Origin of the sequence: Paraburkholderia rhizosphaerae (genome assembly GCF_004366595.1) — a bacterium.
In the GTDB taxonomy this organism is placed as follows: domain Bacteria; phylum Pseudomonadota; class Gammaproteobacteria; order Burkholderiales; family Burkholderiaceae; genus Paraburkholderia; species Paraburkholderia rhizosphaerae.
Genome location: NZ_SORE01000001.1, coordinates 252,727 through 265,167 on the forward strand (window position 1 = coordinate 252,727; position 12,441 = coordinate 265,167).

General features: G+C 61.7%; 12 protein-coding genes. 8 read left to right on the forward strand and 4 right to left on the reverse strand.

Annotated elements, in window-relative coordinates:
- The first annotated feature begins 60 nt into the window (after positions 1–60).
- The 5 genes from BX592_RS01040 (at position 61) to BX592_RS01060 (ending at position 5,348) form a co-directional block, all read left to right on the forward strand.
- A complete protein-coding gene (locus BX592_RS01040) occupies positions 61–984 on the forward strand; it encodes a carbohydrate ABC transporter permease (RefSeq protein WP_243849233.1) in 924 nt (307 codons plus the stop codon).
- A 3-nt stretch (positions 985–987) separates the two neighbouring features.
- Entirely contained in the window at positions 988–1,809 is an 822-nt protein-coding gene (locus BX592_RS01045; protein ID WP_134189778.1) for a carbohydrate ABC transporter permease, read from the forward strand.
- Between the two features lie 84 nt (positions 1,810–1,893).
- Complete coding sequence (locus tag BX592_RS01050) at positions 1,894–4,305, forward strand: glycoside hydrolase family 3 N-terminal domain-containing protein (RefSeq protein ID WP_134189779.1); 2,412 nt, start codon at positions 1,894–1,896, stop codon at positions 4,303–4,305.
- A gap of 87 nt (positions 4,306–4,392) precedes the next feature.
- On the forward strand, positions 4,393–4,935 hold the full coding sequence (locus tag BX592_RS01055; RefSeq protein ID WP_134189780.1) for a helix-turn-helix transcriptional regulator: 543 nt from the start codon (positions 4,393–4,395) through the stop codon (positions 4,933–4,935).
- The gene (locus tag BX592_RS01060) at positions 4,932–5,348 is read left to right on the forward strand and encodes a VOC family protein (protein WP_134189781.1); all 417 of its coding nucleotides are present in this window, start codon (positions 4,932–4,934) and stop codon (positions 5,346–5,348) included. Before BX592_RS01055 ends, BX592_RS01060 begins: the two co-directional genes overlap by 4 nt.
- A gap of 32 nt (positions 5,349–5,380) precedes the next feature.
- Here the strand turns inward: BX592_RS01060 and BX592_RS01065 are convergent, their stop codons facing one another.
- On the reverse strand, positions 5,381–6,004 hold the full coding sequence (locus BX592_RS01065; RefSeq protein ID WP_134189782.1) for a 2OG-Fe(II) oxygenase: 624 nt from the start codon (positions 6,002–6,004) through the stop codon (positions 5,381–5,383).
- 343 nt (positions 6,005–6,347) lie between these two features.
- Here BX592_RS01065 and BX592_RS01070 point away from each other — a divergent pair, with 343 nt between their 5' ends.
- Complete coding sequence (locus BX592_RS01070; RefSeq protein WP_134189783.1) at positions 6,348–7,361, forward strand: Gfo/Idh/MocA family protein; 1,014 nt, start codon at positions 6,348–6,350, stop codon at positions 7,359–7,361.
- Between the two features lie 48 nt (positions 7,362–7,409).
- Here BX592_RS01070 and BX592_RS01075 read toward each other — a convergent pair whose 3' ends face one another.
- From BX592_RS01075 to BX592_RS01085, 3 genes are all read right to left on the reverse strand, one after another.
- Positions 7,410–8,486 (reverse strand): LacI family DNA-binding transcriptional regulator, encoded by a 1,077-nt coding sequence (locus BX592_RS01075; protein WP_134189784.1) that lies wholly within the window; start codon positions 8,484–8,486, stop codon positions 7,410–7,412.
- A 163-nt stretch (positions 8,487–8,649) separates the two neighbouring features.
- The gene (gene pstS, locus BX592_RS01080) at positions 8,650–9,684 is read right to left on the reverse strand and encodes a phosphate ABC transporter substrate-binding protein PstS (RefSeq protein WP_134189785.1); all 1,035 of its coding nucleotides are present in this window, start codon (positions 9,682–9,684) and stop codon (positions 8,650–8,652) included.
- A 114-nt stretch (positions 9,685–9,798) separates the two neighbouring features.
- Complete coding sequence (locus BX592_RS01085) at positions 9,799–10,107, reverse strand: hypothetical protein (protein ID WP_134189786.1); 309 nt, start codon at positions 10,105–10,107, stop codon at positions 9,799–9,801.
- A 341-nt stretch (positions 10,108–10,448) separates the two neighbouring features.
- Here BX592_RS01085 and BX592_RS01090 point away from each other — a divergent pair, with 341 nt between their 5' ends.
- Both BX592_RS01090 and BX592_RS01100 read left to right on the forward strand, forming a co-directional pair.
- Positions 10,449–10,682 (forward strand): hypothetical protein, encoded by a 234-nt coding sequence (locus tag BX592_RS01090; protein ID WP_134190001.1) that lies wholly within the window; start codon positions 10,449–10,451, stop codon positions 10,680–10,682.
- Between the two features lie 509 nt (positions 10,683–11,191).
- Positions 11,192–12,400 carry an NAD(P)/FAD-dependent oxidoreductase gene (locus BX592_RS01100; protein ID WP_134189788.1) on the forward strand — a complete coding sequence of 403 codons (1,209 nt, stop codon included), beginning with the start codon at positions 11,192–11,194 and terminating at the stop codon, positions 12,398–12,400.
- Positions 12,401–12,441 lie beyond the last annotated feature (41 nt).

The window sequence follows — 12,441 nt, forward strand, 5'->3', positions numbered from 1 at the left end:
ACCGCAGAGTCCGGCCGGCGCGATAGCGTACTATCAAGCGCCAGCCGGCAAAACACGCTCGTGAATATCGCGCTCTCCGCCGAATCCGAACGCCGACGCCGGTTGCGTGTCCCGTCGCAGACCCTGGTCGCGGCCGCGTTCCTCGCACCTGCCGTGCTGCTGCTCGCCGTCTTTCTGCTCTATCCGCTCGTTTCGAGCATGCGTCTTTCGCTGCTCGACTGGAATGGTCTCGGCACCGATGCCCGGTATGTCGGATTTTCGAACTGGGTGCATCTGGTGCACGACGGCGTCTTCTGGCTGTCGCTGTGGAACAACGCGATTCTCGCGGTCATCTCGGTCGTCGTCGAATTGCCGATCGCGCTGGCGCTCGCCGTGCTCCTTGAAAAAGCCGGCCGCGGTTCGCGTCTGCTGAAGGTGCTCTATTTCTTGCCGCTGCTGATGTCGAGCGTCGCGATCGGTGTGCTGTTCAAGAACATCTACGATCCGAACTTCGGCCCGCTCAATGCCGCACTGCGCGCGACCGGCCTCGGCGCGCTCGCGCAGGACTGGCTTGGCGATCCGCATCTGTCGCTGGCGTCGACGATCGCGGTGATCTGCTGGCAGAACATTCCGTTCTACATGATCCTGTTTCTGGCGGGGCTTTCTTCGATGCCGGTCGAGGTCGTCGAAGCCGCGCGTCTCGAAGGCGCGTCCGGATGGGTCATTTTCTGGCGCATCAAACTGCCGCACCTGCAGGGCACGGTACGCACCGCGGTGCTGCTCGCGGTGCTCGGCTCGCTGCGCTACTTCGACCTGATCTACGTGATGACAGGCGGCGGCCCCGAAAATGCGTCGGAGTTGATGGCCACCTACATGTATCGCACCGTGTTCAGCTCATTCCAGCTCGGCTACGGGAGCACCATCGGTTCGGCGATGTTCATCATCGTCTGCGCGGTTGCGGCGGTGTCGCTGCGTTTCACCCGACGTTACGCGACCGAGGTCTGAGCGATGAAGCTGAATCTTCGAATCGGCACGCCGCTGCTCGCACTAATCTGGCTGGCTGTCACGACGCTGCCGTTTCTCTTTGTCGTCGTGACCAGCCTGAAGACGCTGGATGAATCTTTTTCATCGTCGGTATGGGCGTTGCCCGAGCGGCTCTACTTCGGCAACTATGTAGCCGTGCTCAAAGGCCCGTACTTCACGTATTTCCGCAATAGCGTATTCGTCGTCGGAATATCGGTTGCGTTGATCGTACTGGTTAGCGCAATGGCCGCTTATGCGTTCGCGCGCATGCGTTTCTCGTTCAACAAGACGTTGTTTGCGATCGTCATTGCCGGCATGATCGTGCCGTTGCACGCGACGCTCGTGCCGATCTATCTGCTGACACGCAACCTCGGCCTTTACGACACGCAGTTCGCGCTACTTGGCCCGTATGTCTCGCTGAGCCTGCCCGTGTCGATCTTCATTCTCACCGAGTTCATGCGGCAGATTCCGCGAGAACTCGAAGAGGCTGCGCAACTGGATGGCGCCGGTCCTTTCCACATCTTCTGGCGCATCTTTTTCCCGCTATCCACGCCGGGGCTCGCAACCGTCGCGATCTATAACGGTATCGCGCTGTGGAATGAATTCATCTTCGCGTACATGCTGACCTCGACGCCGGAGCATCGCACGCTACCGCTCGCGGTGTGGGACTTCCAGGGGCAATACTCGTCGAACGTGCCGGCGATGCTCGCGGTTGTCACGCTGACGTCGTTGCCGCTGATCGTCGCATACGCGTTCGGTCAGGAACGCGTGATTAAAGGAATGATGGCTGGTTCGATAAAGGGCTGAGCCCGCCTCATTCGTCACCGAAACAGCCACGTAATCACCACACAACAGCCGCCTAATAGCCAGAACATGGTCAGGAGTGAACGAATGGCGCTTGAAGACACCAGCGAATATCCGCTCTATCGCAAAGCCCACATACCGACCGGCGCACGGGTCGCCGATCTGCTCGCGCGCATGACGATCGACGAGAAGATCGCTCAACTCCATGCGGTCTGGCTGAAGCTCGCCGAAGACGGCCACCACCAGTCGCGCAGCGAAGACTTCGCGCAACGAGACACCGGTGTGCCGCTGGATACGCTGCTGCGGCATGGTCTGGGACAGGTCACGCGTCCGCTCGGCACGCACTCGGTGGACCCGAAGGACGGCGTGAAAGCGTTCAATGCGTTGCAGCGGCAGATGGTGGAAGACACGCGCCTGGGTATTCCGGTGATGGCGCACGAAGAGTGTCTGGTCGGTCTGATGATCAAGGACGCCACGCTTTTTCCGTCGCCGCTCAATTACGCGGCAACGTGGAACCTCGATTTGATCGGCCGCGTGGGCGAAACCATCGGCGAGCAGGCTCGCTCGATCGGCTGTCATCAGGGTCTCGCGCCGGTGCTCGACGTATCGCGCGATCCACGCTGGGGCCGCACCGAGGAGACATTCGGTGAAGACCCGTATCTGGTCGGCGTGATGGCGTGCAGTTTCGTGAACGGTTTGCAGGGCGAGAAGCGCGACGTGCTCGCGACACTGAAGCACTTCGTCGCGCATTCGGCGAGCGAAGGCGCGCGCAATCACGCGCCGGTCCACGTCGGTCCTCGCGAGCTCAACGATACGTACCTGCTGCCGTTCGAAATGGCGGTGAAGCTCGCGCGTGCGGGTTCGGTTATGCCTGCGTATCACGATATCGATGGCGTGCCGTGTCACACGAATCACGAACTGCTGCAGGGCGTGCTGCGCGACAAGTGGGGCTTCGATGGACTGATCGTCGCCGACTACGCGGCGGTGAATCTGCTGTACACGCATCACGGCGTCGCGCGCGACGCTGCCGCGGCGGCCGCGCAGTCGTTCAATGCCGGGCTCGATGTCGAATTGCCGGGTCACGAATGCGCGTTGCACCTGAAGGAAGCGCTGGCGCGCGGCGAGATCAGCGAAGCGACGATCGATGCGGCTGTGACGCGCGTATTGCGTGCGAAGTTCGATATCGGTTTGTTCGAACATCCTTACGTCGACGCGGAACGCATCGATCTGCGCAGTGAAGCAGCGATCGATCTGGCGCATGAAGTAGCGCTCCAGTCGGCGGTGCTGCTGCGCAATGACGGCGTGCTTCCGCTCGCCGCGGACGACAAGCAGAAGGTCGCGGTGATCGGCCCGACCGCGGACGACCCGCTTGCTTTGCTCGCGGGTTACAGCTTCCCTGTGCACCTGATCAATAGCGGCGAGCAGTCGGAGTCGTCGGTCACGACGCCATTGAAAGCGCTGCGCGACGTGCTTGGCGAAGCCCAGGTGATCTACGAGAAAGGCTGCGACATTATCGAGCACCGACGCGCCGGCGCGCCGGTGTTCCCGGGCGACGTCGCACTCGATTCGCGCGATCTGAACAGCCGCGATGAACTGATCAGCACCGACACCTCGCGCATCGCGTCGGCCGCGCAGGCCGCACGCAACGCCAATATCGCGATCGTTTTCGTTGGCGATCTCGCGGGCCTGTTCCAGTCGGGAACGGTCGGCGAAGGCTCGGACACCGACAGTCTCGCGTTGCCCGGTGTGCAACAGGCGCTCGTCGATGCGGTGATCGCGACCGGCACACCGACTGTCGTTGTGATGACGGGCGGCCGCCCATATAACCTCGCAGGCCAGGAAGAACGGATCGCCGCGCTCGTGATGGCCTTTGCACCGGGCGAAAAAGGCGGCGAAGCGCTAGCCGGACTGCTGACCGGGCGTGCCGGCTTCAGCGGCCGTCTGCCGTTGTCGGTGCCGACCAGCGCGGGCGCGGTGCCCTACGTGTACAACCATCGCCTGAAGAGTGCGGGCACGCCGGTCGCCTGGCACTTCGGTTCGCGCTATCCGTTCGGATTCGGGCTCACGTACACGCGATTCGCGTACGGTGGACTGGAACTGGCATCATCGGAAGCGCCGATTGCCGATGGCGTGTTCGAGTTCAGCTTCACGGTCGAGAACATCGGCGCGCGTCGCAGCGACGAAGTCGTGCAGGTGTATCTACGCGACCGTCTTGCGTCGACGTCGCGCCCGGTGAAGGAGCTCAAGGCGTTTGCGCGCGTCAGTATCGAACCGGATGAAAACGTGCGGCTGCGCGTGCGCCTGCCCGTCGACATGCTGAACTTCACCGACGCGCGTGGCGAGCGCATCGTCGAGCCGGGCGAGTTCGAACTGATGATCGGCAGCTCGAGCCGTGACATCCACCTGCACGCGACGCTAACCGTGACGGGTGCCGCGACGCGCACACTTGAACGCGACTGGCGGATGGTCAGCGATGTGAAAGTCATCGACGCGCGTTAAGCGCCGTGCGTCGATGGCTTTGAACATGCCGCGACCATACCGGGCGGTGGGCTAAACTACCCGCTTACCGTCGGCCACCCGAAACTCATGCCCGCTCGCCAAGATCGTGAAGCACGCCCGCTTGCGCCGTCTTCTCACCCGGCCGGCGACGACATATTGCAAGACCCAGCGCTGCTACGCCGCCTGCTGCGCGCCAAAGACCGCATGGATGCCGCGTCGCACGAAGCGTGGCCGGTCAGTCGCCTCGCCGACGTAAGTCGCATTTCCGAAGCCCATTTCGCGCGCTCGTTCAAGCGCGCGTTCGGCGTTCCGCCGCACCGCTATCTGCTGACGCGCCGTATCGAGCAGGCCATCACGTTGCTGCGCGACACCGAACTGAGCATCACGGACATCGCGTTCGCCACCGGCTGGGAAAGCCTCGGCACCTTCGGCCGCATCTTTCGCGACATCACCGGGCGAAGCCCCGGCGCGATGCGCATCGATGTCCGCTCCGATACACGGCAACTCGACCGCGTGCCCGCTTGCGTACTGAAAGCGGCCCAGCGCCCGGACCTCACGATCGCAGTTTTGGAGAAGCGCCGCCGCGTGGCCAAAGCTAAATTGCAGCCATCTACGGAGGAGGTCTCATGAACCAGGGTATCAGTGTGGTGGGCTTGTATGTCGACGATCAGGACGAAGCGCTCGCGTTTTACGTCGGCAAGCTCGGCTTTCGCGTGAACACGGATGTACGCAACGGTTCGTACCGCTGGCTGACGGTCCAGCATCCGGATCAGCCGACGTTCCAGCTCGGACTGTTCGCGCCGGGCCCGCCGATTCACGACGAAGGCACCGCGCAAACGCTGCGCGCGATGGTCGCGAAAGGGGCGATGCCACCGCTCGTGCTCTCCGTCGCCGACTGTCGCGCGAGCTACGCGCAGTTGAAAGCCAAGGGCGTCGAATTCACGCAGGAGCCGGTCGACCGCTACGGTAGCGTCGACGCCGGGTTCCGCGACCCCGCGGGCAATGGCTGGAAGATCATTCAGGCGCCCGCAAGCAGCGCCTGATCTGCCTTGCTTGATGGCCAGCATCGCCCCGTTCAACGTCGCCGACGCGTGAACCAGCCTGTCAGCGAGATCCGTTCACGCGTCGCGGGCAATACCTCATGCTCGATATCCGCGGACAGAAACACCACGATGCGCCCGCCGGCTGGTTCGATATCGCGCGTACCGCCATCATCGACATGCAGTCGCAGCGCGCCGCCCTGCTCCGCGCTCCAGGTATCGTTCAGATAAGCAATCACTGTTACGACGCGACTATCGTCGCTGCGGAACCGGTCGCGATGCCGGACGTAAAACGTGCCCGGCGCGTACCACGCAAAGTGCCCTTCGAATTCGTCGAGCCCCGCGCATAGCTCGCGGTTCAGCGCGCGCCGCAACGCGTCGATCTCCGCGAGATACGCATCGCAAACGGTCGATTGCCCTGGCTTGATCCAACGGATGCAATCGCCGCGCACGTCCAGTTTGCACATGCGCGCCGCGCCGCGGCCGACCTGCGCCGGCTGCAGTGCGCCCGCACCGGCTAGTGCCCTGCACTCCGCTTCAAGCGCATGCGTCAATGCGGTCGACAGAAAATGCGGCTGCTCCGACCAGCCTTGCGCATGGATGTCGTCTGCAATCGCACAGTAAGGTTTAACCACGCGCGCATCGACGTCGACGCGCATCGGCCATTCCGGACAGTACAAGGCGAGCCTTGAAACAGATGAGGTGCGATGCAGAATATTCGAAGCGGTTTGCGCACCGCCGCACCCGCGATGCCCGACCACACAACAGACGCCCCAGCTTCGAACGAACCTTGCGCCCGCACATTTCCGGTGCAGGTTTCATTGCATCATTTCGCGCATCTACGACATGCAAAATCCGCAGCACGTCACACTAATAAGTCATCAATTTCAAAGCGGCTTTTGCTTTAAGGTGCGCTAGACTGGTTCAAACGGGATCGGGCGGAGAGCATCTTGCGCTCCCGGCCGCCCCGCTTCTCACATATTGAATTCCAGAGGGTATGCGATGGCGAAGGATGTGATTGTCTGGGGTGTGCTTGGGGCCGCAAAGATCAACGACAAAGTCGTCGTGCCGATGCATAACGCGCCGAAATGCCGCGTAAAAGGCATTGCGTCCCGAGATCCGCGGAAGGCGCGGGAAGCCGCCGCAAAGTATGGGCTGGCCGTCGCGTATGACAGCTATGAGGCGCTGCTCGCGGACCCGGAAATCGATGCGATCTATATCCCGTTGCCCAATCACCTGCATGTGGAATGGACGATCAAATGCGTCGAGGCGGGCAAGCACGTGCTGTGCGAAAAGCCGATCGGGTTGAATGCGGAGCAATCTGAACGACTGATCGCCGCGCGCAACAAGACCGGCCGATATGTGCAGGAAGCCTTTATGGTGCGCACGCATCCTCAATGGCTGAAGGTGCGGGAGTTGATTGACGAAGGCGTGCTTGGCGAATTGCGGGCAATCAGCGGAGGCTTTTCCTATTACAACACCGACCCTCGCAATATCCGCAATCAGAATGACATCGGTGGCGGCGGTCTGCTGGATATCGGTTGTTATCCGATCACGACTTCGCGTTTCGTCACGCGGCGTGAACCGTGCCGTGTCGTCGCGATGCTGGAGCGTGACCCGGCATTCGGGGTCGACCGGCTTGGCTCGGTATTGATGGATTTCGAAGGCGTGCAAGCGAACTTCTTCTACTCGACGCAAATTCACCCTTATCAACGGATGCAATTCCACGGCACGACCGGGCGCATCGAAGTCGAAATTCCGTTCAATGCGCCGAATGACCGGCCAACGCGGTTACTCATCAGTGAACGCAACAGCGCCGGAGTTGACACCGAACGCTGGCTCGAGCTTCCGGTTTGCGATCAATACGGTGTCGCCGCCACCGTGTTCGCCGAAGCGATTCTGAGCGGCGGCCAGCAGGCTATTCCGCTGGAAGACGCGCGCGCCAATATGCAGGTGATCGATGCGGTGTTCCGCTCGGCTCAAACGGGCGCGTGGGTGACTGTCTCCGAGGAATAAGACCCGCGGCTGGCCAGACGTGCCGCCGCGCTTCGTCTTCGTTTTCGCTTATGCCCGGACGGCGCGTGCTCGTTTGGGCGTCTTCGCCTTGCTTTGCACGGCACCCGCGGCCGGCACACGATGCGGACCATCCGACGCGCGGACGATCAGTTCCGGTTCCCAGATCTCCTGCAGCTGCTGCGCCGGCGTGCCGGCCAGCCGCTCGAACAGCATGGCCGCCATCCGCTTGCCCGCGCGGTGCGTCTCGGCTGAGAAGGTGGTCAGCGCGGGCTGCACGTAGCGCCCGATCGGATGATTGTCCCCGCCGATCACACCGACATCGCGGCCCGGCATCCTGCCCGTTTCCGCGATGCCGCGCATCACGCCCAGCGCGAGCAGATCGTGCCCGCACACGATGGCCGTCGGCGGATCCGGCAGCGCAAGCAGCCGGCGGACAGCATCGGCGCCGCCTTCCTCGGAGATCGCCGTTTCGACACACAGGTCCCGGTCGAATGCGATCCCGGCGGCGCGCAACGCTTCTTCATACCCGCGCCGCTCGAGGTGGCTGAACATCAGATACTCGGGCGCATGAACGAGCGCAATCCGGCGATGACCCAGTGCGATAAATCGACCGCAACCGGCGCGCCCCACGACGCGATGGTCGATATCGACATACGGAAACGCGTTGGACGTTTCGCTTCGGCCGAATGCGACAAACGGAATATCGCGCTCGAGCAGATACGCGATGCGCTCGTCCTTGCGGCGTGTGCGCCCGAACAGCAGCGCGTCGACGCGCTGACGTTCGATCAAACGCCTGAATACATCGAGTTCCGTTTCCACGCTGCGTGCGGAAGCGACGATCAGCTGATAGTCGGTGCTATCCATCGCTTCATTCACACCCGCCAGCATGTCCATAAAGAACGGATGAGCGAATGAGGTTTGCGGCGGCGATATCACGAACGCAATCGTGTCGGCCGCTTGCCGACGCAACCGACGCGCGGCCGGATCCGGAGAAAAACCGTATTGTTCCGCTGCTTCCAGCACGCGCTTGCGCGTCGCCGCGCTGACATCTTCGCGGCCGTTCAGCGCTTTCGATACGGTGCTGACCGAAAGTTTGAGGAGGGCTGCAAATTCCTGAATGTTCATTCGAGGTTTGCTCTGAGTCCGCTGGGATCAGGCGTCGAAAACGAGGTGATCGCCATTTTACGCGGGCCCAGGCGCATTCAGGATCAAACAGCGAAATCGGTTCGTTACCTCCTGGTGAGGGCGATGTTCAACGTTAGCCGCGCATGCGGTCAAATAACGAAGGCTAAGGCAGCAGCGGTTTGCCTGCCGCATCCTTGATTTTCGCCTTCCATTGCGAGCGGATTTCAGTCGTCACCGCTTCAGGCAACGTGATGTAGTCGAGTTGCTGCGCGATCGGTCCGCCATGCGTAAAGGCCCAGTCAAAGAACTTCAGCGTTTCACGTCCCTTGTCCGCGTTTTCCTGTTTCGTATGGATTAGCACGAACGTTGCGCCAACAACGGGCCATGCGTCCTTGCCGGGTTGATTCGTGAGAATCTGATAGAACGTTTTCGACCAGTCCGCGCTCGCGGCGGCTGCCTTGAACGACTCTGTCGACGGTCGCACGACCGTTCCAGCGGCGTTCTTCAGTGCGGTATACGCCATGTTGTTCTGCCGCACATACGCCCACTCGACGTATCCAAGTGCACCGGGTAATCGCTGCACAAAGGCCGCGACCCCGTCGTTGCCTTTACCCCCTGTTCCGGTTGGCCAATTGACGGTGGTGCCTTCACCGACCTTGCTCTTCCAGTCAGCGCTCACTTGCGACAGAAAGTGCGTCCAGATAAAGCTGGTCCCTGAACCGTCCGCCCGCCTGACCACCGCGATCGCAAGGTCCGGCGGCAATTTGATGTTCGGGTTCAGCGCGACGATTGCCGGATCGTTCCACTTCGTGATCTTGCCGAGATAGATGTCCGCCAGCACCGGGCCGGACAGCGTCAGTTCCCCGGGCTTCACGCCTGGGATATTGACCACGGGCACGACACCGCCGACCACCGTCGGAAACTGGAACAACCCATCCTTCGCAAGCTGCTCGTCCGTCAGCGGTGCATCGGAGCCGGCAAAGTCCACCGTTCTGGCAATAATCTGCTTGATGCCACCGGACGAACCTATGCCCTGGTAATTGACGCGCCCGCCACCGGCCTTCCGATACGCGTCGGCCCATTTCGTATAGATCGGCGCCGCAAATGTGCTTCCCGCACCGGTGATGTCGACTGCATGCGCGGTCTGCGCGGACAGCGCGAAACCGATGCCTGCGAATATCGTCAGAAGGAATTTCATACGACTCCCTCGAAGGTGGCACGACCAATTGACCCTAGTCCGCGCACATGACATTTCTGTGGCACCGATGCGTTTGGCATGTGAGAGCTTGAATAGCGACGGCGATATTCAACTCTACAGATCAATTGCATAGCGAGGCGCTTGAGCCTCGTCGGTGACCGGGTCGATCGCGACCCAGCGAGTCCACGCGGCAAGATGCGCGCCGGTCGATAAACGCAATGCGGTCGAGCCATCGTCGAACGTCAGCAGTTCGATGTCGAAGGCGCCGCTGTCCTGCGTGTCGCTCATGCCCGCCGTTGTGCAGACGTGGTGACGAAAAGCGAGTTTCCCTTCGCGCAGCAGTTCAAGCGCTGATACGCCTTCGGTTCTCCGCATGCGTTCCCAGCGGTTAAGGAGGGTGGTGGCGATCTCGGCATCGAACATCCTTGACCTCCCATATGGGTAATCCATGCCATTGCAGATACAGCGGCAGCATCAGCGAGCCCATCCATTCCCGCTGGTGCCCGAACAGACAACCGGACCTGTTGCATTGCAGCATAGTACATCGCGGCGATGGGTGCATACGAGAAGCCCCGAGTACAAAGTTAAACAAACGCAGCGCGAATAGTTCGTGCGGCAATTTCGCCCTGCCAGGACCGTAGCGTGACGTTTTGACTCGCGTGGGCGCACCACACGGAATGGCCCGCAAGAAAAGTCTCGATGCCTTATCGCTGACACTTTTGTCGCAGTACACTGTGCCAGGGCGAGTCCCCGGGGGAAATCAAATGATTTTCTATCATCACGGCGCGGCAATTCAGCCGTCCGCCATCCGGCACGGAAACCTCTTCCTCGCACGCGCGTGCATACTGGAAGAAGACGGCGAAGCCACTTCGCTGGGCGACCTTGGCGCATTCGCCAATCGCATTTCCGCATTCGAGTTCGCAATCAGTTATGCGACCGCGTTCGTCGACGGCGACCCGTTGCCGCGATCGCCGTTCGAAGGCGTCAATGATCATTGACGTATCCGTCGCATACGCCTGACCTCCACTGGTTTACCAATTCATTCTTGCTCGAGCGTCTGCTCGCTTATCGAGCGTGGCGACCCGTTCGCGTTCGCGCTTGTCTATAACCGACTTTCTTGCCGGTTAGGGCCGTAACCGAAGACCTGCACCGGCGACACCTGACTGTTCGATTCGATCGCGCAAAAAGCCATACTTCGAAAAATGAAGCGGCGCTGCCGGCCAGTGCCGATTGATGCACATCGCGCAACACCGTGAGCCCGTCCGCGTGCCTACCGCGATACCCGACACCTGCCTACGATGACGTCGTGCAGCACGTTTGCAGTTTGACGCTGCCGATATCCACCCAGCGCTACAACCTCGATCCGTCGCGGCGCCGGAACCCTACCTCGGGCGCCGCGTCGCGATGACCGGTTGTAGTCCTCATGACGAGACAGCGCAGGACACCCGTTTCTGCGCGGTCAGCGCACGTCGCCGACTTCGCAAGTCTCTAATCGGAAGCAATCATCATGTCGCAGAAGATCCTGATCGTAGGTGCCGGTTTTGCCGGCGTATGGGGCGCGCTAGGCGCAGCTCGCGTACTGGACGCAGCCGGTGTCAGAAGCAGTGACGTTGAAGTCACGCTGATTTCGCCGAAGCCGGAATTGCAGATCCGGCCGCGGATGTATGAGAGCGAGCCGCAGAAGATGGCCGCACCGCTGCTGCCCCTGCTCGAAGCCGTCGGTGTGAAGTTCGCCGAGGGCAGTGTCGACGCCATTTCGGTTCAACAAAAGACGGTGAACGTCGTGTCAGCGAACGGACAAATGCGATCGCTCGCGTACGACCGCTTGTTGCTGACGAGCGGCAGCAAGCTGGGCAGACCGCCCGTTCCAGGCCTCGCCGAATATGCATTCTCCGTCGATCGTATCGAAGATGCCGTCGCGCTGGAAAACCACCTGGCCTCGCTCGCAAAGCTGCCGGATTCGCCGTCGCGCAACACGGTTGCCGTGGTCGGTTGCGGCTTTACGGGTATCGAGGCTGCGACCGAATTGCCGAAGCGTCTGCGAGAAGTGTTCGGCGCTGACGCGGCCGTTCGTGTGGTGGTGATCGGTTCGCAGGCCGAGGTCGGTCCGGATCTCGGACCTAATCCCCGCCCGTTTGTAACCGAGGCATTTAAGTCGATGGGTATCGAGACCGTGCTGGGGTCCAGCGTGGTGTCGGTCGACGCGGACGGCGTTCGTACCGCATCTGGCACTCGAATTGAAGCGAAAACAGTGATCTGGGCCGGCGGTATGCGCGCCAGCGCGCTCACGTCGCAAGTCGCCTCGCATCTCGACGCGCTGGGTCGCGTCGAAGTCGCGCCGGATCTGCGCGTGCCGCAAGCACGCGATATCTTCGTCGCCGGCGATGTCGCACGAGTGCTGTGCGACGACGACGGACACTACGCATTGATGTCCTGCCAGCACGCGATGGTGATGGGCAAATTCGGCGGGCACAATGTCGCGGCCGATCTGCTCGGTACGCCGACGCTCGCCTATCGGCAGCCGTTCTATGCGACGTGCGTCGACCTCGGCGAATGGGGCGCCATCTATTCCGAGGGTTGGGACCGGCAAATCAAGCTGACGCACGCCGAAGGCAAGACGCGCAAGCAGATGATCAACACGCAATGGATCTATCCGCCCGCGCCGGACCGCGCGCAAGCGTTGGCAGCGGGCGATCCGCTCGCGACTTTCGGCTAACCGCTAACCGCGAACGGCTAACGGCTGTCCCTGGGCAATCG

Excerpts from the sequence above, each read along its gene's own strand:
- BX592_RS01050 (WP_134189779.1), top strand. The coding sequence starts at position 1,894 with ATGGCGCTTGAAGACACCAGCGAATATCCGCTCTATCGCAAAGCCCAC.
- BX592_RS01100 (WP_134189788.1), top strand. The coding sequence starts at position 11,192 with ATGTCGCAGAAGATCCTGATCGTAGGTGCCGGTTTTGCCGGCGTATGG.
- BX592_RS01085 (WP_134189786.1), bottom strand. The coding sequence starts at position 10,107 with ATGTTCGATGCCGAGATCGCCACCACCCTCCTTAACCGCTGGGAACGC.
- BX592_RS01045 (WP_134189778.1), top strand. The coding sequence starts at position 988 with ATGAAGCTGAATCTTCGAATCGGCACGCCGCTGCTCGCACTAATCTGG.
- BX592_RS01070 (WP_134189783.1), top strand. The coding sequence starts at position 6,348 with ATGGCGAAGGATGTGATTGTCTGGGGTGTGCTTGGGGCCGCAAAGATC.
- pstS (WP_134189785.1), bottom strand. The coding sequence starts at position 9,684 with ATGAAATTCCTTCTGACGATATTCGCAGGCATCGGTTTCGCGCTGTCC.
- BX592_RS01090 (WP_134190001.1), top strand. The coding sequence starts at position 10,449 with ATGATTTTCTATCATCACGGCGCGGCAATTCAGCCGTCCGCCATCCGG.
- BX592_RS01075 (WP_134189784.1), bottom strand. The coding sequence starts at position 8,486 with ATGAACATTCAGGAATTTGCAGCCCTCCTCAAACTTTCGGTCAGCACC.
- BX592_RS01065 (WP_134189782.1), bottom strand. The coding sequence starts at position 6,004 with ATGCGCGTCGACGTCGATGCGCGCGTGGTTAAACCTTACTGTGCGATT.
- BX592_RS01060 (WP_134189781.1), top strand. The coding sequence starts at position 4,932 with ATGAACCAGGGTATCAGTGTGGTGGGCTTGTATGTCGACGATCAGGAC.
- BX592_RS01055 (WP_134189780.1), top strand. The coding sequence starts at position 4,393 with ATGCCCGCTCGCCAAGATCGTGAAGCACGCCCGCTTGCGCCGTCTTCT.